General features: G+C 73.6%; 22 protein-coding genes and 1 pseudogene. 12 read left to right on the forward strand and 11 right to left on the reverse strand.

Annotated elements, in window-relative coordinates; translation table 11 throughout:
* Positions 1–3: 3 nt before the first annotated feature.
* Positions 4–519: a mycothiol transferase gene (locus JK361_RS30965; RefSeq protein ID WP_201824491.1), complete on the forward strand. Its 516-nt coding sequence runs from the start codon at positions 4–6 to the stop codon at positions 517–519.
* Here JK361_RS30965 and JK361_RS30970 read toward each other — a convergent pair.
* The 4 genes from JK361_RS30970 to JK361_RS30985 all read right to left on the reverse strand — a co-directional run bounded on the left by JK361_RS30970 (position 501) and on the right by JK361_RS30985 (position 3425).
* Entirely contained in the window at positions 501–1571 is a 1071-nt protein-coding gene (locus JK361_RS30970) for an adenosine deaminase (protein ID WP_201824493.1), read from the reverse strand. The two genes, JK361_RS30965 and JK361_RS30970, sit on opposite strands and share 19 nt — an antisense overlap.
* A 49-nt stretch (positions 1572–1620) precedes the next feature.
* Positions 1621–2013 carry a VOC family protein gene (locus tag JK361_RS30975; RefSeq protein WP_201824495.1) on the reverse strand — a complete coding sequence of 131 codons (393 nt, stop codon included), beginning with the start codon at positions 2011–2013 and terminating at the stop codon, positions 1621–1623.
* 108 nt (positions 2014–2121) lie between these two features.
* Entirely contained in the window at positions 2122–3048 is a 927-nt protein-coding gene (locus JK361_RS30980; RefSeq protein ID WP_201824502.1) for a M48 family metalloprotease, read from the reverse strand.
* Positions 3045–3425, reverse strand: a complete 381-nt coding sequence (locus JK361_RS30985; RefSeq protein ID WP_201824504.1) for a BlaI/MecI/CopY family transcriptional regulator — start codon at positions 3423–3425, stop codon at positions 3045–3047. Before JK361_RS30985 ends, JK361_RS30980 begins: the two co-directional genes overlap by 4 nt.
* A 170-nt stretch (positions 3426–3595) precedes the next feature.
* On the opposite strand from JK361_RS30985, the gene JK361_RS42210 reads away from it, so the two are divergent.
* Together JK361_RS42210 and JK361_RS30995 are read left to right on the forward strand one after the other, a co-directional pair.
* Positions 3596–4123, forward strand: coding sequence for a serine hydrolase domain-containing protein (locus JK361_RS42210; RefSeq protein WP_307787362.1), 528 nt, complete (start codon positions 3596–3598; stop codon positions 4121–4123).
* A 218-nt stretch (positions 4124–4341) separates the two neighbouring features.
* A complete protein-coding gene (locus JK361_RS30995) occupies positions 4342–5073 on the forward strand; it encodes an alpha/beta fold hydrolase (protein ID WP_201824506.1) in 732 nt (243 codons plus the stop codon).
* Between the two features lie 134 nt (positions 5074–5207).
* On the opposite strand, the gene JK361_RS31000 is transcribed toward JK361_RS30995, so the two are convergent.
* On the reverse strand, positions 5208–6530 hold the full coding sequence (locus tag JK361_RS31000) for an aldehyde dehydrogenase family protein (RefSeq protein WP_201824508.1): 1323 nt from the start codon (positions 6528–6530) through the stop codon (positions 5208–5210).
* Positions 6531–6802: 272 nt separating this feature from the next.
* A complete protein-coding gene (locus tag JK361_RS31005; protein ID WP_201824510.1) occupies positions 6803–6979 on the reverse strand; it encodes a DUF8839 family protein in 177 nt (58 codons plus the stop codon).
* A 191-nt stretch (positions 6980–7170) separates the two neighbouring features.
* Between JK361_RS31005 and JK361_RS31010 the strand changes: the two genes are divergently transcribed.
* Both JK361_RS31010 and JK361_RS31015 read left to right on the forward strand, forming a co-directional pair.
* The gene (locus tag JK361_RS31010; protein WP_201824513.1) at positions 7171–8682 is read left to right on the forward strand and encodes an SDR family oxidoreductase; all 1512 of its coding nucleotides are present in this window, start codon (positions 7171–7173) and stop codon (positions 8680–8682) included.
* Positions 8683–9086: 404 nt separating this feature from the next.
* The gene (locus JK361_RS31015; RefSeq protein ID WP_201824515.1) at positions 9087–10463 is read left to right on the forward strand and encodes a cryptochrome/photolyase family protein; all 1377 of its coding nucleotides are present in this window, start codon (positions 9087–9089) and stop codon (positions 10461–10463) included.
* A gap of 15 nt (positions 10464–10478) precedes the next feature.
* Here the strand turns inward: JK361_RS31015 and JK361_RS31020 are convergent, their stop codons facing one another.
* On the reverse strand, positions 10479–11510 hold the full coding sequence (locus JK361_RS31020; RefSeq protein WP_201824517.1) for a MerR family transcriptional regulator: 1032 nt from the start codon (positions 11508–11510) through the stop codon (positions 10479–10481).
* Positions 11511–11762: 252 nt separating this feature from the next.
* Here JK361_RS31020 and JK361_RS31025 point away from each other — a divergent pair, with 252 nt between their 5' ends.
* Both JK361_RS31025 and JK361_RS31030 read left to right on the forward strand, forming a co-directional pair.
* Positions 11763–12413, forward strand: a complete 651-nt coding sequence (locus tag JK361_RS31025; RefSeq protein WP_201824519.1) for a sigma-70 family RNA polymerase sigma factor — start codon at positions 11763–11765, stop codon at positions 12411–12413.
* Between the two features lie 88 nt (positions 12414–12501).
* A complete protein-coding gene (locus JK361_RS31030) occupies positions 12502–12936 on the forward strand; it encodes an SPW repeat protein (protein WP_201824521.1) in 435 nt (144 codons plus the stop codon).
* Positions 12937–13164: 228 nt separating this feature from the next.
* On the opposite strand, the gene JK361_RS31035 is transcribed toward JK361_RS31030, so the two are convergent.
* A complete protein-coding gene (locus tag JK361_RS31035) occupies positions 13165–14610 on the reverse strand; it encodes an APC family permease (protein ID WP_201824523.1) in 1446 nt (481 codons plus the stop codon).
* Positions 14611–14724: 114 nt separating this feature from the next.
* On the opposite strand from JK361_RS31035, the gene JK361_RS31040 reads away from it, so the two are divergent.
* Both JK361_RS31040 and JK361_RS31045 read left to right on the forward strand, forming a co-directional pair.
* Positions 14725–15909, forward strand: a complete 1185-nt coding sequence (locus tag JK361_RS31040; protein WP_201824525.1) for an ROK family protein — start codon at positions 14725–14727, stop codon at positions 15907–15909.
* Positions 15910–16019: 110 nt separating this feature from the next.
* Entirely contained in the window at positions 16020–18740 is a 2721-nt protein-coding gene (locus tag JK361_RS31045) for a glycoside hydrolase family 2 protein (protein ID WP_201824695.1), read from the forward strand.
* Positions 18741–18883: 143 nt separating this feature from the next.
* Here the strand turns inward: JK361_RS31045 and JK361_RS31050 are convergent, their stop codons facing one another.
* Positions 18884–20326, reverse strand: a complete 1443-nt coding sequence (locus JK361_RS31050; protein WP_201824526.1) for a hydrolase — start codon at positions 20324–20326, stop codon at positions 18884–18886.
* Between the two features lie 230 nt (positions 20327–20556).
* Here JK361_RS31050 and JK361_RS31055 point away from each other — a divergent pair, with 230 nt between their 5' ends.
* Positions 20557–20820 carry a GlsB/YeaQ/YmgE family stress response membrane protein gene (locus tag JK361_RS31055; RefSeq protein ID WP_201824528.1) on the forward strand — a complete coding sequence of 88 codons (264 nt, stop codon included), beginning with the start codon at positions 20557–20559 and terminating at the stop codon, positions 20818–20820.
* A gap of 31 nt (positions 20821–20851) precedes the next feature.
* On the opposite strand, the gene JK361_RS31060 is transcribed toward JK361_RS31055, so the two are convergent.
* Entirely contained in the window at positions 20852–21223 is a 372-nt protein-coding gene (locus JK361_RS31060; protein ID WP_201824530.1) for a MerR family transcriptional regulator, read from the reverse strand.
* A gap of 60 nt (positions 21224–21283) precedes the next feature.
* Between JK361_RS31060 and JK361_RS31065 the strand changes: the two genes are divergently transcribed.
* Together JK361_RS31065 and JK361_RS31070 are read left to right on the forward strand one after the other, a co-directional pair.
* Entirely contained in the window at positions 21284–22579 is a 1296-nt protein-coding gene (locus tag JK361_RS31065) for an MFS transporter (RefSeq protein ID WP_201824532.1), read from the forward strand.
* Positions 22580–22625: 46 nt separating this feature from the next.
* Positions 22626–22808: pseudogene (locus JK361_RS31070) on the forward strand (hypothetical protein); the annotation flags it as partial.
* 3 nt (positions 22809–22811) lie between these two features.
* On the opposite strand, the gene JK361_RS31075 reads toward JK361_RS31070, so the two are convergent.
* Positions 22812–23666, reverse strand: coding sequence for a GNAT family N-acetyltransferase (locus JK361_RS31075; protein ID WP_201824534.1), 855 nt, complete (start codon positions 23664–23666; stop codon positions 22812–22814).
* Between the last annotated feature and the right edge of the window lie 405 nt (positions 23667–24071).

Below are 24071 nucleotides of genomic sequence, written 5' to 3' on the forward strand. Positions count from 1 at the left end.
GGTATGCATGCAAAGGACATCCTCATCGACGGCTTCGGCCGCATCCAGGAAGAAGTCCGTGCCGCCCTCGAGGGCCTCGGCCCCGACGCACTGCACCATCGCCCGGCCCCCGACGCCAACTCCGTCGCCTGGCTGGTGTGGCATCTCACCCGGGTGCAGGACGACCACATCGCCGACGCCTTCGACCTCGACCAGGTCTGGCTCTCCCAGGACTGGGTGAAGCGCTTCGGCCTCGACCTGCCCCGGCACGACACCGGCTACGGACACAGCCCGGCCAAGGTCGCGAAGGTCCGCGTCGAGTCGGCCGACCAGCTGACGGGGTACTACGACGCCGTCCACGAACAGACCCTCGGCGTCCTGCGCTCCCTGGCCGCCAAGGATCTCGAACGCGTCGTGGACGAACGCTGGGACCCCCCGGTCACCCTGGGGGTCCGCCTGGTGAGCGTCCTGTCCGACGATCTTCAGCACGTCGGACAGGCCGCCTACCTCAGGGGGCTGGTTCAGAGCGCTGCCGCGTAACCCGGCAGGACCACGTCCTCGATGAGGGCCTTGCGCTCGTCGAACGGGATGAACGCGCTCTTCAGGGCGTTCACGGTGACCGTGCGCAGGTCCTCGACCGTCCAGCCCGCCTCCTCGACCAGCAGGGACATCTCCCGGGTCATCGTCGTGCCCGAAACCAGCCGGTTGTCGGTGTTCAGGGTGACCCGGAAGCCGAGGTCCTTCAGGGCGGTGATCGGGTGCTCGGCGATCGAGGTGGCGCACCCGGTCTGGAGGTTGGAGGTGGGGCACATCTCCAGGGCGATCCGGCGGTCGCGCACCCAGGACGCGAGACGGCCGAGCTTGCCGTCCACGATGTCCTCGGTCAGGCGCACGCCGTGGCCGATGCGCTGGGCGCCGCAGACCTGGAGGGCCTGGTGGATGCTGGGCAGGCCGTGCGCCTCGCCCGCGTGAATGGTGAAGGGCACGCTCTCCCGGCGCAGGTGCTCGAAGGCGTCGAGGTGGTCGGCGGGCGGGAAGCCGTCCTCGGCGCCGGCGATGTCGAAGCCGACGACACCGGCGTCGCGGTAGGCGACGGCCAGGTCGGCGGCCTCGCGGACCCGGTCGAACATGCGCATGCCGCACAGCAGGGTGCCGACGCGGACCGGGGTGCCGGCGGCCGCCGCCTTGGCCATGCCGGCGGCCAGGCCCTCCTGCACGGTCTCCACGACCTCGGCGAGCGCGAGGCCGCCGTTGGTGTTCAGCTCGGGGGCGTAGCGCACCTCGGCGTAGACGACACCGTCGGCGGCGAGGTCGAGGACGTACTCCTCGGCGGTGCGCAGCAGGCCCTCGCGGGTCTGCATGACGGCGAGGGTGTGCTCGAAGGTGGCGATGTAGCGGACGAGGTCGCCCGAGTTGGCGGCCTCGAAGTACCAGGCGGCCAGCTCGTCGGGGTCGGTGGTGGGCAGCTGGTGGCCGACCGCGGCCGCGAGCTCGACGACGGTGGCGGGGCGCAGGCCGCCGTCGAGGTGGTCGTGCAGGACGGCCTTGGGGAGCCGGCGGAGGGTCTCGGTGTCGATGCGGGGCGCGGTCATGGCAGGGCTTTCCTCGGCAGGTGGGTCGGAGCGGGTGGTTCGTGCGTGGTCAGGCGGCCGGCTGGAGCAGGTCCCAGCGGTTGCCGTACAGGTCCCGGAAGACGGCGACCGTGCCGTACGGCTCGTGGCGCGGCTCCTCCAGGAAGGTCACGCCGGCGGCCGTCATCCGGGCGTGGTCGCGGGCGAAGTCGTCGGTGTGCAGGAAGAAGCCGACGCGCCCGCCGGTCTGGTCGCCGACCCGCGTCCGCTGGTCCTCGTCCTTGGCGCGGGCCAGGAGGAGTCCGGTGCCGTGGCCGTCGCCGCCCGGCTCGACGACGACCCAGCGGGAGCCGTCGGGGCGCGGGGCGTCCTCGGCGAGACGGAACCCGAGGGCCTCGGTGTAGAAGCGGATGGCCTCGTCGTAGTCGTCGACGACGAGGGTGACCAGGGCGACGCGGCGCATGGAGACCTTCCGGTGAGGGCGATTAGCCGGTGAGGTTATACGTAAAACTACGCAGGCGCCAGTCCCGGTTCTACGCGCGTCAAGGAGCGGTCGGAGGGCAGGCTCCCGTCAGGGCCTCTCCTCGCCCTGCGCGACCTCCACGCGGTGGTGGACGTCGGCCGTCCCGGTGACCGAGGCCACGCAGGACACGGCGGCGCAGGCGACGAGGAGCGCGGCGACCGCACGGCCGGCGCGGGGTGACCGCGGAGCGGCCAGCAGGGCCTGGACGCGCTGCGGGACGGGACCCGTGGCCGCCCCCGGGGCGAAGCCGGGGCGCGCGGTGCGCGCCGCCCGGCCGGCGAGCGCCGCGCGGGCGATGGCCCGGGCGGTCAGCCGGCGGTCGCCGACCGCGACGGCCGCGGCCTCGTCCGCGGCGCGCTCGGCCGCGAGGCCGACCGTGTCGCGGACCCGGCGCAGCGCGGGGTGGCAGTGCGCCGCGAGTTCGGCGGCGACGAGCGCGTAGTGGTGGCCGCCCGCGAGGTGGGCCCGCTCGTGGGCGAACAGCACCTCGCGCTCGGATCCGTCCAGGCTGCGGAGCATGGCCGTGGTCACGACGACCCGGTGCGGCCGGCCGGGCAGGGCGTAGGCGTCGGGGTACGGCGAGTCCACCACGCGCAGGTCGCCGGCGGCGGGCCCGCGCCCGGCCTCCGCACGGGCCGCCCGGAAGGCGCGGACCTGACCCGTGGTCGAGCGGACCAGGGCCCAGCCGCACACGGCGAGCGCCCCGGCCGAGGCGGCCGCGGCCGGGACGACGAAGGCGTCGGAGGCGGTGCGCAGCGGATGGACCAGCTCGCCGAGCGCGGCGAACAGCGGCAGTTCCAGCAGGCCGAGCAGGACGAACAGGCCGAGCGCCGCGGCCGAGCAGCCGGCGAGGAGCACCGCGCAGCCGGTGACGGACCACAGCGCGGCGACGGGAGTCAGCCGGTCCAGGGCCCGGCGGGCCAGGGGCGGCAGCGCGAACGGCAGCAGCAGGGGGAGCAGGAGCAGCGCGGTCATCGGCCGTCGGATTCGAGGAGGTTGCGCAGGATGCGTTCGTCGCCCGGGCTGAGCTGGGCGACGAAGCGGGCGAGGACCCGCTCGCGGTCGCTGTCCCGGTCCAGCTCGCTGTGCATCCGGCGGGCGGTGAGACCGTGGGCGTCCTGGACGTCCTGGACGGGGAAGTAGGCGTAACCCCGGCCCTCGCGCCGGCGGCCGATCACCCCTTTGTCGTACAGGCGGGTCAGGATCGTCGTCACAGTCGTACGGGCGAGGGACGCGCCGAGGCTCAGCTGGACCTGGCCGGGGGTCCGGGGCGCGTCGGCGGCCCAGAGCGCGGCCAGGACGCTCGCCTCGAGTTCACCGGCCGGCCGGCGTTCATCCTTGGCATCGGTCATGGGGACGTCCCTCACCCCGCCTTGTCTGCTGTCCGAAAGCTCCGTCTACACGATTGTAGTTGGCCGCGGGATCTCGACAGGGCCGAACCCGGCCACGACGACCGACGCAGCGGACCGCGCTCGCCGGCACACCCGGCCGCCACGCACGGCGAACCCAGCCGGCACGACCGGTGGACCGAGCTGCCACGCGCGGCTCCGCGGAGCCGACGGGCGTCGCCGTCCCCGGCCCGTCGGCGCTGAAGCCCGTCGACCCGGCCGCGTTCCGGGCGGCCGTGGAGCGGGCGGCGAGGAAACTCATGGTTCCCGGCGCCGTGGTGCTGCTCCGCACCCCGCAGGGGACCTTCCGGGCGACCGTCGGCACCACCGAGTCGGGCACGGCCGAGCCGCCCACCACGGGCGACCACTTCCGGATCGCCTCCAACACCAAGACGATGACCGCGGCGCTGATCCTCGCCCAGGACGGCAGGCTCCGGCTCGGCGACCCGGTGTCCGCCTACGTCCCCGGAGTGCCGGGCGGCGCCCACATCACCCTCGCCGAACTGCTGGAGATGCGCAGCGGCCCGTACAACTACACGGCGGCACCCGAACTCGCGGCCTCGCTGGACGCCGACCCGGGCCGGGCGCGCACCCCGCAGGAGATGCTCGCCCTCGCGTTCCGGCACCCGCCGGACTTCGCGCCCGGTACGGCCTACGCGTGATCGTACGAAGCCGGCGCGCGGCGGATGCCCTGAGCGCCTCCGCGAGGGTGTCCAGGTTCGTCGCACGATGATCTGCGACGCCAACGCCCCTGCCTCCACGGACATGTGACGGAGCACCACACGGCCGGCCGTTCGGGCAGCCTCTGCCATGCCCCTTGATCGCGAGGAGGAGCCCGCCGGTAGAGTCGGCCCGAGGACGGTGTCACTCGGGGGGTCAGATGACGGCAGCGGATGCGGTGCCCGTGGTCTTCGTGCACGGGACGCGCTTCAGCGCGGGACAGTGGAGCATGCAGCTTGCCGCACTCCGGGACGAGTTCCCGGTGGTCGCCGTCGACCTGCCCGGCCACGGAAAGCGCTCGGCTCAGCCCTGGAGCCTGACCGCCGCGACAGAGATCATCGCTTCCGCAGTCGACTCGCTCGATCACGGGCCGGCCCTGGTCGTCGGGCACTCGCTCGGCGGATATACCGCGCTGGAGTTCGCGCGGCGCCGTCCGGAACGACTGCGCGGCCTGGTCCTGGCGGGAGCCAGTGCCTCCACCCGCGGCCTCTGGGCAGCGCCCTACCGGGCGGTCGGCAGGCTGGTCCCTCGTGTGCCCGAGGATCGCCTGACCCGGTGGAACGACCGATTTCTGCGGCGGCTCTACCCACGGGAAGTGGTGGAGGCGACCATCCGGTCCGGCTACGCCTTCCACACCCTGCCCGCAGCCTGGGACGAGGTGCTCGGACGGTTCGACGCGGGTGCGATGCGTCATGTGAAGGCTCCGGTCCTCATCCTGAACGGCGAGAAGGACACCGTCTTCCGGGCCGGGGAGGCGGACTTCGCCCGCGCGCATCCGCAGGCTCGCGTCGAATTGATCCCGCGGGCTCGGCACCTCGCCAACTTCGACGACCCGGCGGCCTTCACCGATGCCGTCCGCCGCTTCGCCCGCGGGCTCTCCGCCGTCGGCTGAACGCGCCGGAGGCCGCGGTCCGGCCGGGCATCGGCAGTTCAGGTCGGCGCCCGGCGCGGCCCCGAGGAACCGGGCGAAGCGCCGGCAAAGACCCGGCTCCGCTCCTGCGCGGGGTTCTTCCCAGCAGTGCGGGGTCAGGACAGCGGCTTCGCCAGGACCGCCTTGCGGTGGCTGAACGTCTCGATGGAGTAGCGGCCGTGGTAGCTGCCCATGCCGCTCTCCCCCACTCCTCCGAACGGCAGGTCGGAGACGGTGAGATGGGCGAGCGGAAGGCCGAGGCCGAGGCCGCCGGAGGAGGTCTCGGCGGCGATGCGGTCACGGGTCTCGTCCGACTCGCTGAAGACGTAAAGGGCGAGCGGCTTGTCGCGGTCGTTGATGAAGCGGATGGCCTCGTCCAGGCCGGGCACGGTGACGATCGGCAGGATCGGGCCGAAGATCTCCTCCCCCATGACGGGCGACTCGGGGTCGACGTCCGCGAGGACGGTGGGCGCGATGTACCTGGCCTCCCGGTCCGCGGCGCCGCCGACTGCGACACGGCCCGAGCCGAGCAGCGCGGACAGCCGGTCGAAGTGCCGCTCGTTGATGATCCGGCCGTACTCCGGCGAGCGCGCCGGGTCGGCGCCGAACACGCCCTCGACCGCGCGGACCAGCGCGGCCTCCAGGGCGGGCGCGGTCTCCGGGTCGGTCAGGACGTAGTCGGGCGCGACACAGGTCTGCCCGGCGTTGAGGAACTTGCCGTGGGCGAGCCGGTCCGCGACCGCGTCCAGGTCGGTGCCGCGGTCCACGAACACCGGTGACTTGCCGCCCAGTTCCAGGGTGACCGGGGTGAGGTGCTCGGCGGCGGCCCGCATGACGATGCGGCCGACGGTGCCGTTGCCGGTGTAGAAGACATGGTCGAAGCGCTCGGCCAGCAGGGCCGTGGTCTCCGGGACACCGCCCTCCACGACGGCGACCGCCTCCGTGTCCAGGTAGGCCGGGATCAGCTCGGCCAGCGCGGCCGAGGTGGCCGGCGCCAGCTCGCTCGGCTTGGCGACGACCGCGTTGCCGGAGGCCAGCGCGCCGACCATGGGGGCGAGCAGGAGCTGCGCCGGGTAGTTCCAGGGGGCGATGACGAGGACGACGCCCAGCGGGTCGTACTGCGTCCAGGCCGTGGCGTCGGCTCCGAGGTGCGCCGGGACGGGCGCGGGCTCCGGGCGCAGCCAGTCCGCCAGGTGCTCCAGGGTGTGGTCGATCTCGCGGACGGTGAAGTCGATCTCGGTGCGGTAGGCCTCGGCGCTGCTCTTGCCGAGGTCGGTGTGGAGGGCGGCGGCGAGGTCGGCGCCGCGTTCCGTGAGCATCGCGCGCAGCCGGCGCAGCTGGCCGGTGCGCCACTCGACGGGCTTGGTGCGACCGGTACCGAAGGTGGCGCGCAGCCGGGCGACGACGTCGGCGGGCTGCTCGGGCAGGGAGTGGTTCACGGATGCCTCGCTGGTGGTGCAGGGCCGGTTCGGCCGGACATGAAGTCGGATGTAGATGCCAACCTTTCATGTCCTCAAGTTCATTCCGTGGGCACCCCTGAGTGACGAGGGTCACGCGTCGGAGCGGGCCGTCACCCACGGCGTTCGTCCTGCGGAACGTCCGCCCCTGCGCAGGGCGCCGTGCGTCGGTGCGTCTTGGGTCGGTGCGTCGGTGCGCCGTGCGTCGGCCGGTGCGGGCCCGCACCGGCCGACGCACGGCGCACGCCCCGGACTCAGGCGCGGCCGTCGTCCTCCCGTCCCTCGACCACGACGAGGAACGCGTCCGACTTCAGGTCCATCACCACGGTCGCCGGTTCACCCTCGGCGCGTCGGGCCGCCGCGTACTCCTCCGCCGGCCAGGATCCACGCGGGGCTCCAGCGGGAAATCGCTCCAACACCTTCGCACTCATGGCGGCGGCCACCTCCTGCGTCGGGGACGACGGAATGTACATGTTGTACCGATCCGGCTGCCCCCGATCAGCGCAGACATGTCACCGCTCCCGGCGCCCGTTCCGCCGCCGTTGCGGTGAGGTGCGCATCCGCCGGTCCGCCCCGGCGGGAAGTCTTCCGAGGGGGCCACCGACACGAAGGACCTGTCTCGATGAACCACGACGACCCAGCGGGCGGCCTGCGCTGCCTGGTGACCGGAGCCACGGGCTACATCGGCGGCCGGCTGGTGCCCGAACTGCTGGACGCCGGGTACCGGGTGCGCTGCCTGGCCCGTTCCCCCGGCAAGCTGCGCGACCACCCCTGGGCCGCTCAGGTGGAGACCGTACGGGGGGATGTCACGGACGCCGACTCGGTCGCCGCCGCGATGCGGGACGTCGACGTGGCGTACTACCTGGTACACGCGCTGGGCAGCGGCGGGGACTTCGAGGAGACGGACCGTCGCGCGGCCCGCGTCTTCGGGGAGCGGGCGAAGGCGGCCGGTGTGCGGCGCATCGTGTACCTCGGCGGTCTCGCGCCGGCCGCCGTGCCGGAGGACCGGCTCTCCCCGCACCTCAGGTCCCGGGCGGAGGTCGGCCGCATCCTGCTGGCCTCGGGGGTACCGACCGCCGTACTGCGGGCCGCCGTCATCATCGGCTCGGGCTCGGTCTCCTTCGAGATGCTGCGGTACCTCACCGAACGGCTGCCGGTGATGGTCACGCCGAGCTGGGTGCGCACCCGGATCCAGCCCGTCGCCGTGCGGGACGTCCTGCGCCTCCTCGTCGGCAGCGCGCGCCTGCCGGACGACGTCAACCGCCGCTTCGACGTCGGCGGCCCGGACATCCTGACGTACCGGGACATGATGATCCGGTACGCGCGCGTCGCCGGGCTCCCCCGGCGGCTCATCGTGCCCGTGCCGGTCCTGACCCCCGGCCTCTCCAGTCTCTGGGTGGGGCTCGTCACGCCCGTACCGGCGTCCATCGCGCGACCGTTGACGGAGTCGCTGCGCCACGAGGTGGTCTGCCACGAGCACGACATCGCCGGGTACGTGCCCGACCCGCCGGGCCATCCGCTCCGTTTCGACGACTCCGTGCGGCTGGCCCTGTGCCGGGTGCGCGAGGCGGCGGTGAGCACGCGCTGGTCGTCCGCGGCGGTGCCCGGCGCGCCCAGCGAGCCGTTGCCCACCGACCCCGACTGGGCGGGCGGCAGCCTGTACACCGACCGGCGGGAGGCGGTGGTGGACGCGCCGGCGCCCGCGCTGTGGCGGGTGATCGAGGGGGTGGGCGGGGAGCACGGCTGGTACTCCTTTCCGCTCGCCTGGAGCCTGCGCGGCTGGCTGGACCGGCTGATCGGCGGGGTCGGCCTGCGCCGGGGCCGCCGGGACGCCGAGCGGCTGCGGGTGGGCGACTCGCTGGACTTCTGGCGGGTGGAGGAGATCGAGCCGGGTCGCCTGCTGCGGCTGCGGGCGGAGATGCGGCTGCCCGGCCTGGCCTGGCTGGAGATGCGCGCCGTCCCGGACGGCGACGGTCGCAGCCGGTACCGCCAGCGGGCCCTGTTCCACCCGCGCGGGCTGCTGGGCCACGTCTACTGGTGGAGCGTGTCGCCCTTCCACGCCGTGGTCTTCGGCGGCATGGCCCGCAACATCGCCCGGGCGGCGGCCCGGCAGACCCCCGGCACCGGCCGCTGAGACACGCGTCCCCCGACACCGCCGACGACGCCGCCGACGCCGCCAGGGGCACCCGCCCGCCGAGACGCGCCTCGGCCGGCGGCCCCGCCATGCCGTGCCCTGCCCTGCCCTGCCGGCACGAACGACCGTCCGCCCATCCGTGCCTCCCCCGGTCCGCCCGTCCGCCGAGGCGCTTCAGCCCGGCCCCGTCACGCCGTGCCTTGCCCCGTCATGTCATGCCTTGCCGTGCGGTGCCGGTACGAACGACCGTCCGCCCATCCGTGCGTGCGCTGAACCGCCCGTCCGTCGAGGCGCATCCACCCGGCCCGCCACGCCCGGGACCCCCGCCCACCGGGACGCGCATCCGCAGGGCCCCTGGCGCCGGAAGTGCCAGGTGTCCGCATCCCTCGCCCCGGAGCCGCACCATGTCCGTCTCGGTCGTCCTGTTCACCGCCGACCTGCGCCTGCACGACCACCCGCCCCTGCGGGCCGCACTGGAGGGCCGCCGTCAGGTCGTCCCGCTGTTCGTCCGCGACCGGGCGGTGACCGCCGCGGGCTTCGCGGCGCCCAACCGGCTGGCGTTCCTCGCCGACTGCCTGCGTGACCTGGACGCCGGGCTGCGCGAGCGCGGCGGGCAGCTGGTGGTGCGCTCGGGCGACGTCGTCGAGGAGGTCTGCAAGGCGGCCGCCGAGGCCGATGCCGACGAGGTGCACCTGTCGGCCGATGCGAGCGCCTACGCCCATTCCCGGGAGCGGCGGCTGCGGCGCGCCCTGGAGGCCGACGGGCGGCGGCTGTACGTCCACGACGCGGTGACCGCCGCGGTGGCTCCCGGCACGGTGACCCCGGCCTCCTCGGACCACTTCGCCGTGTTCACGCCGTACTTCCGGCAGTGGTCGGGCCAGCGGCTGCGGGACGTCCTCACGGCCCCCCGGGCGGTGCGTCTCCCGCCGGGCATCGGATCGGAGGAACTGCCCTCCCGGGCCGCGCTGCCGGGGCTGTCGCCGGGGCTGGCCGAGGGCGGCGAGAGGGCCGGCCGCAAGCGGCTCACCGCCTGGCTCCGCTCCGGCATCGCCGCCTACGCGGACCGGCACGACGACCTGGCCGGGGACGCGACCTCCCGGCTCTCGCCGCATCTGCACTTCGGCACGCTGTCCCCCGTCGAGCTGGTCCACCGGGCGCGCCGGGCGGGCGGTCCGGGAGCGGAGGCGTTCGTGCGGCAGGTCGCCTGGCGGGACTTCCACCGCCAGGTGCTGGCGGCCCGCCCCGCCGCGGCCCGCGCGGACTACCGCGCCAAGCACGACCGCTGGCGGTCCGAGCGCACGGCCCGCGACGACATCGAGGCGTGGCGGGAGGGCCGTACCGGCTATCCGGTGGTCGACGCGGCGATGCGCCAGCTGCTGCACGAGGGGTGGATGCACAACCGGGCCCGCCTGCTCACGGCGTGCTTCCTGGCCAAGACGCTGTACGTCGACTGGCGGATCGGGGCCCGGCACTTCCTGGACCTGCTGGTCGACGGGGACCTGGCGAACAACCAGCTGAACTGGCAGTGGGTCGCGGGCACCGGCACGGACACCCGTCCCAACCGGGTCCTCAACCCCGTCACCCAGGCCGTACGGCACGACCCCGACGGCGCATACGTCCGGCGCTGGGTGCCCGAGCTGGCGGAGATCGCGGGAGCGGCGGTCCACGAGCCGTGGAAGCTGCCGGCACCGGACCGGGCGCGGGCCGCGGCGTATCCGGACCCGATCGTCGGCCTCGCCGACGGACTGGCCCGTTTCAAGCGGGCCCGCAGCCGGGACTGAGCGGGCCCGGCCCCGTCAGGAAGGCTCGGCGGGCGGTGCGGCGCGGTAGGTGACCGCCAGGATGTCGAGGGCCTCGGACAGGGAGGCCGGGCGGAGCATGCCGCGGGCGGGCCGGCCGGACCAGCCGGGTCCGCCGAGCAGCATCAGCGGCCTGGCACGAGCCCCCTTGACGCCCCACTCCATCGCGGTGACGTGCTCGGCCAGCGGCAGGCTCGCGGTGGAGCGGGCCTGCGCCCACAGCACCACGGCGACCGGGCCCAGCCGCCGTACCGCCGCGAGGAGCGCCTCCGCCGGAACCGCGGCGCCGAACATCCGGGCCGGGACATCGAGCCGGCCGAGGGCGGCGTTGAGTGCCTCCAGCGGCAGGGTGTGCTGTTCGCCGGGCACGCAGGCCAGGAGCACGGGCCCGGCTCCCGTGGCCCCGGCGGCCGCCATGGGGTGCCGGGTGTGCCGGCGCAGCGCGGTGGACACGTGCCAGGACAGCAGGTGCTCCACCTCGACGTACCGGTCCCCCGACGAGGCCCACTTGCGGCCCACGGCGTGCAGGGTCGGTGCCATCACCTGCTGCCAGGCGACGACGAGGCCGTGGCGGGCCAGGGCGGTCTCCAGCCGCTCGTCGAGTGCCACGGCGTCGAGCCGGACGGCCGCCCTGGCCAGTCCCCGGCCCTCCTGCCGGGCGTCGCCGGGCGACGGTGTGCCGTCGGCGGCCGGTGCGGGGAGTCCGGCCGGTCCTCCCGGTGCGTGCGGTGTCTTCGGCGGTCGCCGCTGCGCTGCCGGGTACGCCCGCTCCCGCGCGGCCCGGGCGGCCTCGGCGGGCGGCACCCCGGACGCGGTCAGCCGGCACATCGTCTCCAGCGTCGTCACGTCCTCGGGCGTCCAGCGCCGGTGCCGGCCGTCGGTGCGTGCGGCGGGGCCGATGCCGTAACGGCGGTCCCAGGAGCGGAGGGTGGTGGGCGAGACACCGAGCCGGCGGGCCAGCGCGCCGGTCGTCAGCGCCGGCTCGGCCGCACCCGGCCGCGGCGGCTCCACCGTCTTCCTGACGTCCATGCGACGACGATACGACGCAGAAACGATGCGAGTTGTCCCGCCGCCGCACCGGATCACACGATCGAACGGATCGGGGCGACACCCGGCAGGTCCCGGTCCGCCGACCGGACGGATCGGGGTGGCTGTCACGGCAGGCCCTGGTCCGCCGGAGCGGCGAGGGGCCGCCGGGCTCGCGGGTCCGCCGGGCGCGGCGGGGGCCCGCCGCGCCCGGCACGTCCCGGCCGGCCCGTCCGACACGAAGGAGCCGTCGTCATGAGCCCGCATCCGACCGCCGCCGCCACCGTCTCCCGGGTTCCGGCCGGCCGGCTCCCCGGCGCACCGCCGTGGCCCGGCGCCGGGGAGCCGCTCAGCGACGAGCGCCTCATGCGGGGGCTGGCGGCCGGCGACGCCGCCTGCCTCGCCGCCGTCCACCAGCGTTGGGCACGCATGGTGCACATGCTGGCGTGGCGCACGCTGGGCGACGCCGCGGAGGCCGAGGACGTCACCCAGCAGGTGTTCCTCGGCGTCTGGCGCGGATGCGGCGGCTACCGGCCCGATCGGGGGACGGTGGCCGGGTGGATCGTCGGTATCACCCGGCGCAGGATCGCCGACGCCCTGTCCGCCCGGACGCGTCGTGGCGAGCTGGTCGCGGCCGCCGGTGCGGCCCTGCCACCGGACGAGCCCGGCGCCGGCCGGCCCGAGGCCGCCCTCGACCGTGTCCTCCTGGGGCAGGCACTGGCCAAGCTCCCCACGTCCCAGCAGCGGGTGCTGCGGCTGGCGTACTACGAGGACCTCACCCAGACCCAGATCGCGGAGCGGACGGGGTGGCCGCTGGGCACGGTCAAGAGCCACGCGCGAAGGGGACTGCGCCGGCTGCGCCACGATCTGGAAGGACGGACCGGAGCCGACCACCTCTACACATAAAGACCGGATAAGGGCAAACTGGACTATGCGGCGCTTACCGCACCCGTACCAGACGCGGTCCGTTCTGCAAAGCCAAAGGAGACGGCTCATGGCCAACCTGCACAGGGGTGACATAGCGAGTCACCCTGATGTCTCCGAAATGCGGGAACGCTACGCCCGCATGCTCGGCGGTCGTGATGTGGCGCTCGTGGACGGGCCGGTGTTCCTGCTCGGCCTGTACTGTGCGGCATCCCCGTGGATCGTGCACTACTCGGCCGGCCAGCCCTCACTCATGGTCCACAACCTGATCATGGGCATAGCGATAGGCCTCCTGGCTCTCGGATTCACCCGGGCCCCCGAGCGGATGTACGGCCTCAGCTGGGCCATGTGCGCCCTCGGAATCTGGATGATCATCGCTCCGTGGATCGTGGGCAGCAGCCCGGACGCGGGCGTCATCGTCAACAACATCGTCATCGGCGCCCTCGCCCTGGTCCTCGGACTGATATGCGCCGGCACGGCGGCGAAGAGCGTCCCCAAGCCGTAAAAGAGGAGACCGAGGAAAGGAAGCAGGGAACAGTGCGGCCGGTCCGCCTCGGCGGACCGGCTCGCGCTTGCCCGCCGCCGCTCAGCGGGACGGCACCAGCCACGGTTCCTGCGGCAGGGTCCGGCCGGTCTCCGGCAGCGACTTCAGGTACGACTACCACCGACCCCGCACCGGAATCGGTGGCCACACCCGAGCCGGCCGCGTCACCGACCTCTCCGGACAGCACACCTAGCCCACTTCGACGGGTGCCGGGCTCGCGTCGTACTCCTCACTGATCTCCTTCGGTCCGAACGGCCACACCCTCTCCAGCCGCGCCCACACCAGGAAGGCCACACAGCCGAGAGCCAGCCAGGCCAGGGACCACTCGACGGGACGGCGGCCCGGGGAGTTCCTGTCGGCGTACCCGTAGATCACGCACCAGCCGGCGAAGGCGACGACGCCCGGCAGCGGATAGAGCCACATCCGGTACGGGCGGGACAGCGTCGGCCGGCGCCTGCGCAGGACGGTCAGCGCGACGATCTGGGCGAGCGCCTGGACGATGACCATCACCGTGGTGAGCAACTGGATCAGGGTCGCGAGGTCGGTGTGGCGGCCGATCAGGAAGCCCACGGCGGTGATCACCCCCATGGTGGCCAGGCCGAGCACGGGGAAGCGGTGCCTGGGGTGCAGCTTCTCGTACGGGCGGAAGAAGACCCGGTCGCGGGCGGCGTCGCAGGGCACCCGGGAACCGCCGAGCAGGCCGGCGAAGACGGAGGCGAACGCGGTGATCAGGATGAGCACGGTCACCACGTCGGCCGCGCCCCTGCCCCAGGTCTCCTCCAGCACCGCGGAGGCCACGGAGGTGGAGGCGATGTCCTGCGGGTCGGTCATCCGGCGCCAGTCGACGACCCCGAGGGTGCCGATCTGGAGCAGGAGGTAGATCGCCATGATGCCGAGGATCGAGAAGACGATGGAGCGCGGGAGCGTACGGCCGGGGTCCTTGATCTCGGCGCCCATGTAGGCGGTCGTGTTGTAGCCGAGGTAGTCGTAGATGCCGATGGTCAGGCCCGCGGCGAAGCCGGGCCAGAAGTGGCCGCTCGTCGGGTCGAAGGCCTCCGCCGGATAGGTGAAGGCCAGGTGCGGGCTGAAGTCGGTGGCCGCGGCGGCGATCACCAGCAGCACGGAGGCGATCATCACGACCCACATCACGGCGGTGATCCGGGCGATGTGCTCGATGCCGCGCCACAGGAGGACCACCACCAGGGCGATCACCCCGAGGCCGATCAGGTCACCGGCGGTCCGGTCCAGGCCGGGCGCGAGATAGCCCAGGTACTGGACGAAGCCGACCACGCCCGTGGACATGATCAGCGGGATGAAGAGCATCGCCGTCCACACGAACAGGAACGGCATCAGGCGGCCGGTGCGGTACTGGAAGGCCTGGCGCAGATAGACGTAACTGCCGCCGGAGCCGGGCATGGCGGCGCCCAGCTCGGCCCAGACCAGCCCGTCGCACAGCGCCAGCACCGCGCCGGCGACGAACCCGACGACCGCCTGCGGTCCACCGAACGCGGCGACCATCAGCGGGATCGTCACGAACGGGCCGATGCCGCACATCTGGCTCATGTTGATCGCGGTGGCCTGGAACAGGCCGACGCGGCGGACGAAACCACCCGTGGGTGGCGGGCTACCGGACATGGGGGCTCCTGACGCGACGCTCCACGGCACCCGGCGGGGCCGACGTGGCCGATAAAGTTAAGGAGACTTACTAGAGGCGTCAAGTACGCGTCAGAAATGCACGAGAATGGTGCAATGCCCGCCAGCGACGCCGTAGAGGCGCAGGAACAGACCTGGAGCCGCCGACGCCTGCGCAGCACCAACGAGCGCTTGCTCCTGGACCGGCTGCGCCGCCTCGGCGCCGCCTCGCGCGCCCAACTCGCCCGGGAGACGGGCCTGTCGAAGCCGACGGTGTCCAGCGCGCTCGCCTCGCTGGCGGCGGCCGGCCTGGTGCACGAGGTCGGCACGCACGCCCCGGAGCGCGGACGCACCGCCGTGCTCTACGCGCCCGACCCCGCGGCCGGGTACGCGCTCGGCGTGGACATCGGCCGGGGCTGGCTGCGCGTGGCGCTGGCCGATCTCGACGGCACACTCGTCGCCCGGGCCGACGTCCGCAACCGGGCCCGCGCCTCCGCCGCCCTGACCGGCCTGGTCGTGACCACCGCCCGCCAGGTCGTGGCGAACTCGGGCGTGGACCCCGCACGGGTGGTGCACGGGGTGATCGGCACGCCGGGGGTGTACGACGAGCAGCAGCGGCGGGTGCGGTACGCGATGCATCTGCCCGGCTGGGGACGGCCCGGGCTCGTGGACCGGATACGCACGGACCTGGGCGTGCCGCTGGAGGTGCACAACGACGCCAATCTGGCGGCACTCGGCGAGTACGCCTTCGGTGTCGGCGCGGGCAGCCGGCTCTTCGCCTACATCATGATCGGCACCGGCCTCGGGATGGGGATCGTCAGCGAGGGCCGGCTGTTCACGGGCGGCCACGGGCTGGCCGGGGAGATCGGTTTCCTGCCGTGGCACGGCCGGCAGAAGCCGGAGCGGCTGGAGGACGCGGTGTCGGGGGAGGCCGTGGTGGAGGCCGCCCGGGAATTCGGGATGCGCGGGCAGCTCACGGCGAAGGCCGTGTTCGACGCGGCCCGGCAGGGGAATCCGGACGCCGTGCGGGCGGTGGAGCTGGAGGGCGAGCGGATCGCGCACACCGTGGCGGCGGCCGCCGCCGTCCTCGACCCGGACCTCGTGGTGCTCGGCGGCGGTGTCGGCCACAGCGTCGACCTGCTGCTGCGGCCGGTACGGGAGCACGTGCGCACGCTCACCCCGCTGCGCCCCCGGATCGCCCCGAGCCGGCTCGGCGAGGACGCCGTCCTGCTGGGCGCGGTGGCCACCGCACTGGACACGGCCCGGGATCTGGTCTTCGAGCGCCGGACGGCCGGAACCTGACCCGTCATCACGCCGGCCACGGCCACGCTCGTTGACACGGCTCCCGGCGGACCCTAGCTTGAACCAGATTTGTAAGGTTTCCTAACTTTACGAGCCTGGAGACCCTCGTGTTGCTCCCCCGCCCCGCTCCCGCCCGCCGGTACACCGCCACGACGCTCGTCCTCGGGCTGCTCGCCACGCTGGCCTCCGGCGCCTGGGCCGGGGAACGCCGGCCGGCCGCGCCGCACGGGCGGGCCGAGACCACCCGGGTCTCCGGCGCCGCCGGCGCGAGCACGCCGCTCGCCGGCTTCGCCGTCCAGTCCACGGCCAAGGTGAGCGACTCCGCCGCGGCCGTCTCCTCCCCCGGCTATCCGGCGACCGGCTGGCACCCGGCGGGCCCGCGTTCGACGGTGCTGGCCGCGCTCCTCGCCGACGGCGTCTACGCCGACCCGTTCTACTCCACGAACCTTCGGAAGATCGCGCGGGCCGACTTCGAGGTGCCCTGGTGGTACCGCTCCGACTTCACCGTCGAGGACACCGCCCGGCGCACCTTCCTCGACTTCAGCGGCGTCGTCTCGGCGGCCGACGTCTACGTCAACGGCCGGCAGGCGGGGTCGGCCACGGACGTCAGGGGCGCCTACACCCGTCACGAGCTGGACATCACCTCACTGGTCCGGTCGGGCACGAACACGGTCGCCTTCCGCGTCCGGCCCAACGACCCGAACAAGGACCTCACGATGGGCTGGCTCGACTGGCTCCAGCCGCCGCCCGACCGGAACATGGGCATCGTCCGGGACGTCGTGGTCCGCAGATCCGGCCCGGTCGCGCTGCGCGACGTCCACGTGACGACCGAGCTGGCCGTACCCTCCCTCGCCACCGCCGACCTGACCGTCAAGGCCCGGGCCCGCAACGACACGGGCGCGCCCGTCACGGCGGACATCGGCGGCAGCATCGGCGGGACGGAGTTCCGCACCACCGTGTCGCTGGCCGCCCACGAGACCAGGACGGTCACCTTCTCCCCCGCCGGCACCCCGGGACTGCACCTCACCGAACCGAGGGTGTGGTGGCCCGCCGGGATGGGCGGACAGCCGCTGTACGACCTCGACCTCACCGCCACCGTCGCCGGTCAGACCTCGGACACCGCGCACGAGACGTTCGGCATCCGCGACGTGCGGGCCCCGTTGAACTCCGACGGCGCCCGTCAGTACCGGATCAACGGCCGGGCACTGCTGGTCAAGGGCGGCGGCTGGTCCCCGGACGAGTTCCTGCGCTGGGACCGCGCGTACGCCGAGGACCGTCTGAAGTACGCCGTCGACCTGGGCCTGAACACCATCCGCCTGGAAGGCCATCTGGAGCCGGACGAGTTCTTCGACCTGGCCGACCGCCACGGCGTGCTCACCCTGCCGGGCTGGGAGTGCTGCGACAAGTGGGAAGGTGAGGTCAACCCAAGCGGGTCCGGCGAGAAGTGGAACGACGCCGACCACGCCGTCGCGAAGGCGTCCATGGCCGCCGAGGCAGCCCGGCTGCGCGACCACCCGAGCGTGCTGTCCTTCCTGATCGGCAGTGACTCCGCCCCCGACGCCGCGATCGAGAAGGGCTACCTGGACGCGCTGCGGGCGGCCGACTGGCCCGTCCCCGTGGTCCCCGCCGCCTCCGACGCCTCCTCCCCGCAGCTCGGCGCCTCGGGCATGAAGATGACGGGCCCCTACGACTGGGTGCCGCCCGGCTACTGGTACGCCAAGCGCGAGGGCGGGGCCACCGGCTTCAACTCCGAGACCAGCGCGGGCCCGAGCATTCCCACCCTCGACACCCTGCGCCGGATGATGACCCCGGCCGAACTGGACACCCTCTGGAGGAACCCCGACGCCAAGCAGTACCACCGCTCGCCGTCCTCCACCTTCGGCACGCTGCTGATCTACGGCAAGGCGCTCACCGGCCGCTACGGCGCCCCGACGGGCCTCACCGACTACGTGCGCAAGGCCCAGCTGGCCCAGTACGAGAACGTGCGCGCCCAGTTCGAGGCGTACGGGCGCAACGCGACCGACGCGAAGCAGCCGGCCACCGGGGTGATCCACTGGATGTTCAACAGCGGCTGGACCTCGCTGCACTGGCAGCTGACCGACCGCTACCTGGACCAGAACGGCGCCTATTTCGGCGCCAAGAAGGCGAACGAACCGCTGCACGTCCAGTACTCCTACGACAACCGGTCGGTCGTCGTGGTGAACAACAGGCCCGAGGGCGCACAGGGACTCTCCGCACGGGCCACGCTGTTCGACCCCGACGGCACGCGGAAGTACGACAAGACCGTCACCGGGATGACGGTCGCGGGCAACGGCGCCCACGCCTCGGCCCTCACCCTGCCGTCCTCGGTGAGCGGGCTCTCGCGCACGTACCTGCTCCGGCTGGCGCTGACGGACGCGGACGGCAAGGAGGTGAGCCGGAACGTGTACTGGCTCTCCACCGAGCCCGACGCCCTGAACTGGGACGGCACCACCTGGTACTACACGCCGACGACGCGTTACGCCGACCTCGGGGGGCTCGCCTCGATGGCGCAGACGCCGGTGTCGGCGACGGCGACCACGCGCTCGTCGGACGGCACGTCGACCACGACGGTGACCCTGCGCCACGCCGGCGGCGGGACGACCCCGGCGCTGCTGACGGACGCCCACCTCGTGGACGCCGGAGGCAAGCCCGTGCTGCCGGTGCGCTGGTCGGACAACGAGGTGAGCCTGTGGCCGGGCGAGTCGGTGACAGTGACCGCGACCTACCGGACGGCCGATCTGCACGGCTCGGCGCCGGGCGTGCGGGTCTCCGGCTGGAACACGCCGGAGCGGACGGTGCCGGCGGCCTGACGGCGGCGGGGGCGGGCCCGGACCGGCGGCCTGACGGGAGCGGGCCCGGACCGGCGGCCTGACGGGAGCGGGTCCGGGCCGGCGGCCTGACGGGGCGGGCCCGGGCGGCCCGCCTCCCTGTCACCGGGACCGGCTCACGCCGCTCAGCTCACGTCGAGCGCGGTGTCGTCCACGACGAACGAGGTCTGGTACTTGGAGCCCTCGGTGCCGGTGAACTTCACGGTGACGGTCTGGCCGGCGTAACCGCTGAGGTCGAAGCCGCGCTTGGTGTAGCCGGAGGCCGCGTTCAGGTTGGAGTACGTCGCCAGGGTGCCGAGGACCGTGCCGGAGCTGTTCAGCACCTGGACCTTGAGGGTGTCGTAGGCCGTGCTGGTCGTGGTCTCGGCGGTGTCCACGTGCAGATAGAAGCCGAGTGCGGCCGAGCAGCCGGAGGGGATGGTCACCGACTGGGAGAGCGTGTCGGTGGTGGCGGTGCCGTTGCCGTCGAGCCACGCGTAGTACGAGCCGGAACGCGCCGCCCTGCTCGCCGAGTCGGTGATGACACCGCTCGTGGCGCTCCAGGTGCCGCTGCCGGACTCGAAGCCGCTGTCGCCGAGGAGCTGTGCGGCGGTGCAGGACGTCGAGCCGCCGCCTCCGCCGCTGCCGCCCGCGCCGGCCAGCCACTCGGTGGCGTTGAGCGCGAGGGCGGCGTTGGTGGCGCCGGAGTCGTTCCAGCCGTCGTAGAGGGTGTTGCCGGACTGGCCGGTGCCGTCGTCGATCGGGGAGCTGTCGCCCCAGAACGCCACCCGGCCGCTGCCGAAGGTGCTGGTGGCGAAGAAGGCGCCGGTGTTGCCGGAGTAACCGGTGCGGTAGAGCAGACCCTTGACGGAGGAGTTGTCGGCGGGCTTGAGGGTGGCGGTCGTACCGCTGGCGATCAGGCTCTTGCCGACGGTGCCGAAGGAGCCGTGCAGCACCGGGTCGGTGCTGTCGCCGATCGCCGCGGGGTGGTCGGAGCCGATGCTCAGCGAGTCGACGGAGAAGCCGAACGGGTCGGTGGAGTCGACGCTGTTGTTCGACATCAGGTCGTTGAAGATCTCGACGGCGTCCTCGCCGTCGTTGTTGCGGTCGGCGCCGGTGTGGTCGGAGATCATGAACAGACCACCGCCGTTCTTGACGAAGTTCATGATCGCCGTCTTCTCGGCGCTGGTGAACAACGTGTTGGGCTCGGGCAGGACCAGTGTGTCGAAGTTCGACAGGTCGGTCGCGGGCGAGCCGCCGTAGGCGAGCGCGGAGCCGGACGGCAGGCTCTTCAGGCTGTAGCCGCCGGTCTTCTGGAGCGCGACGCCCCAGGAGGACAGGGCGCCGGTCCAGTCCGTCTCGGCGGACGGGGAGGAGTCCTGGCCGAGGGGGTCGGGCTGGCTGGTGGAGATGATCCAGTCGGCGTTGCCCGCCGTCTCGGCGTGGGCGTTGTCGAACAGGATGCGGTGCGTGGCCGCCGCGTGGGCGGGGGCGCCGGCGCCGACCTGGACGGCGGCCCCGGTGAGCAGCAGTCCGAATCCGGCCAGGGCGGTGGTGCATCTGCGGCGGGCTCTCCTGGATCCGAGCATCCGAACAAACCTCCATGAGGGATGGGGAGAGGCGGTGCGGGCGCCAAGTCTGCGCGCGTAGAACCCGCTTGAGGGTTTCGGCCACGCGTCGAATGGTTGAAAGGTACATGGCATCCAGGTGTGGTGAACAGAGGCTTCCGGCCGCAACCGGTGCGGAGTGGCTCCGCCTTGGCGCGGGCAGATTCCATGGCAGCGGGGTTCACCCGCGGGAGCGTCGAAGAGGCAGGGCCATGGAGATCTCAGGCTTCGTCAGTGCCGTCGTGATCGGCATCGTCATCGGTGTGCTGGGCCGGCTGGTCGTCCCCGGACGGCAGCGCATCGGTGTCCTGTGGACCATCGCCGTCGGCATCGTGGCCGCACTGCTGGGCTCGGCCATAGCCGCCGGGTTCGGGGTCGCCGACACCGACGGCCCCGACTGGATCGAGTGGTTCGTCCAGATCGCGCTGGCCGCCCTGGGAGTGGCCGCCCTGGACCGGGGCCGGACCCGGCACTGAGCCGGCGCTCAGCGCGGGCCGGTGCGGAGGTTCAGCGGCCTTCCGTGCGGACCGCCGCCAGATAGGCGGTGAGGCGGTCGCGGTTGCGGGCCAGGCAGTCGATGCGGGCCTGGATGCGGTCGATGTGCCCCTGGAGCAGCGCGGCCGTCTCCACCGGCACGCTCTCGGGGGCCGGCACGAGCCGGCCGGTACCGCAGAGGTACGGCAGGATCGCGTGGATCATCCCGGTGGTCAGGCCGGAGTCGAGCAGGCCGCGGATCTGCTGCACCTGCGCGACCGCGGACTCGGGGTAGCTGCGGTAGCCGTTCCCGCCGCGCTCCGGGTGGAGCAGCCGCTGTTCCTCGTAGTAGCGCAGCAGCCGGGCTGGGACGCCCGTACGCCGGGACAGCTCACCGATCCGCATGCCGGCCTCCTGGATCCACGCTTGACCTTCACACTGATGTGAGGCTTCGACCATGGTCGCATGACCCTGTCCTCCCAGGTCAAGGGCGGTCGCCTGCCGTGGTCGGGGCTGCTGGCCCTGTCCTGTGCCGCGTTCACCGCCGTACTGACCGAACTCCTCCCGGCCGGCCTGCTGCCCGCGATGGCGGCCCCGCTCGGCGTCGCAGAATCCCGGATCGGTTTCCTCGTCACCGCGTACGCCGCCGCCTCCTTCGTGGCCGCGGTCCCGGTCACCGCCGCGCTGCGCTCGCTGCCCAGGCGGCCGGTGCTGTGCGGTGCGCTGCTGGGGTTCGCCGTCAGCAACGCGCTGGTCGCGCTGTCCTCGTCGTACCCGCTCACGGTCGCGGCCCGGCTGCTCGCCGGGGCGATGGGCGGCACGCTGTGGGCGATGCTCGCGGGTTACGCGGCCCGCATGGTGCCCGCGGAACGGCGCGGCCGGGCCATCGCCGTGGTGCTGGCCGGGATCACCCTGGCCCTGGCGCTGGGCGTGCCCGCCGGTACCGCGCTGGCCCAGTTGGTGGGCTGGCGGGCGGCGTTCGGCACGCTGGCCCTGCTGGCCGTGCTGCTGGTGGGCTGGGTGCGGCTCCGGGTGCCCGGCTTTCCCGGTGAGCCGCCGCACGCGCGCGTGCCGCTCGTCCGGGTCGCGGTCCGCCCCGGGGTCCGTCCGGTGCTGTGCGTGACGCTGTTCCTTCTGGTGGGGCACCAGGTGATGTACACGTACGTCGGTCCGTTCGGCGCGCATGCCGGGTACGGCCGTACGGGCGTGCTGCTCGCGGTGTTCGGCATCGCGACGGTGGGCGGGATCTGGCTCACCGGTGTGCTGATCGACCGGTTCCCGCGGCGCACGCTGCTCGTCGCGCTGGCGCTGGTCGCGGGCGTGCTGCCGGCCATTGGCCTGGGGGCCGGGGCGCACGGGCTGCTGGTCGGCGCGGTCGGGCTGTGGGGCGTGGCCTTCGGCGGGGCGCCCACGCTGATCCAGACGGCGCTGGTGGACGCGTCGGGGCCGGCCGACGCGGACGTGGCGACCTCGTTGCAGACCACGGTGTACAACGCGGGTATCGCCGCGGGTTCGCTCATCGGCGGCCTGGCGCTGGACGCGCTGGGCGCCGGGGCGGTGCCGTGGACCGCGTTCCCGCCGGTCCTGCTGGCTCTCGTGACGGTCGCGGCGGGCCGCCGGCACGCCTTCCCGGCCGGGCGGCGCGCTGTTGCCCGGGAGGCGCGGCACGCCGTTGCCCCGGGGGCGAGGTCGGTGGCCGAGGCGGGCGCGGTGGCCGTAACCTGCCGGGCCGGAGATCATGAGGTGCGGAGAGGCCGATGACGCGGGACGGTGAGCTGCGCCGCTGTCTGGAGCTGGCGGTGGAGGCGCCTCCTCCGCACAGCTCGCCGGCTGGCTGGCCGAGTGGGGCGTGCCCGCCGCGCCCGTGCGCGCCCTGTCCGTGCCGGAGGTCGCCCCCGGCGTGACCGCGGAGGGGCCGGTGCCGGAGCTGGTGGACGAGGTACGGGAGCTGCACCGCCGCTGCCACACCGGGCGCGCCCACCGCGGCTGAGCGTCAGCCGAGTTCGAGTGTGGTGACGCCGAACACGCGGTCCCCGGCGTACCCGCGCACCGGCCCGGTGTACATGCGGGCGGTCTCGAACGAGGGGCGCAGGCCCGCCTCTTCGGCGAGGGCGACGCCGGCCGCGTTCGGTTCGGGCACGTCGATCGCGACCTCGCGGCCGGCCGAGTCCTCGGTGAGGGCGGCGAACAGGGCCCGGGCGTCGTCGGCGGTGTCCGCGAAGAGGGGGCCGATGCGCAGGCTGTCGTGGCCGGGGCGGATCACGCCGTAGCCGGTGAGGCGCCCGCCGTCCTCGCGGACGACGGCGCGGTGGCCGGGGCCGGTGAGCCACTCGGCGAGGAACCGGGGGCGGTCGGCGGGGTGGCAGGCGCTGTCGTAGGCGGTGAGCGCGGCCAGGTCGGCGGGTCCGGCCGGGCGCACGCCGGCGGGCGTCGCGCTCTCGGGGGCGGCGCCGGTGTACCGGACGGTGCGGTGGGCGAGCCGGAAACCGGACTGCCGGTAGTTGTCCTGCTGGGCGACGACTCCGTCCAGGCCGACGGTCCGGCTGCCGGCGTGGGCCAGGGCGGTCTTCCAGGTGGTGAGGCCGTGTCCCTGGCCTCGCAGGTCGGGGCGGACGAGGTAGCAGCCGAGGAAGGCGTAGTCGGCGCCGTGGTTGACGACGGAGATGGCGGACACCGGTTCCCCGCCGAGCCGGCCGAGGAAGAACCCCTCGGGATCCTGGGCGAAGAAGGCGGGACCGTCGGACAGCCCGGGATTCCAGCCCTCCGCCGCCGCCCACGCGCTGATCACCGGCCAGTCGGCGAGGGTGGCCTGCGTGACGACGAGTTCGTGGGGGGCCGCAGGGGTCATCGGTGCGCTCCGTTTCCTTCGGGTCGGGCTGTCGTACGGCACGGCTCTCGGCCGGGCCGCCCGCAGCATCCTTCCGGATCAACGGGGGCCGCACCATGGGGAGATCGGCCGATGCCCGGCGCGTCCGACGGCCGACACCGCGGCGTGGGACGGAAGTCCGGCCGACACCGCGGCGTGGGACGGAAGTCCGGCCGACACCGCGGCGTGGGACGGAAGTCCGGCCGACATCGCGGCGTGGGACGGAAGTCCGGCCGACGTCGCCACACGGCACGGGAGTCGACCGGGGGGGCCGTGCGGCACGGAAGGTCGACCGGGGTGGCCGTGCGGCGCAGGAGTTCGGCCGGGTTCCTCGGTCCGGGCCGGCGCCTTTCTTCCGGGTCCCGGATCGGGCCCACGGTGCCTTGC

It is taken from the genome of Streptomyces musisoli (assembly GCF_016741855.1).
GTDB lineage: Bacteria > Actinomycetota > Actinomycetes > Streptomycetales > Streptomycetaceae > Streptomyces > Streptomyces musisoli.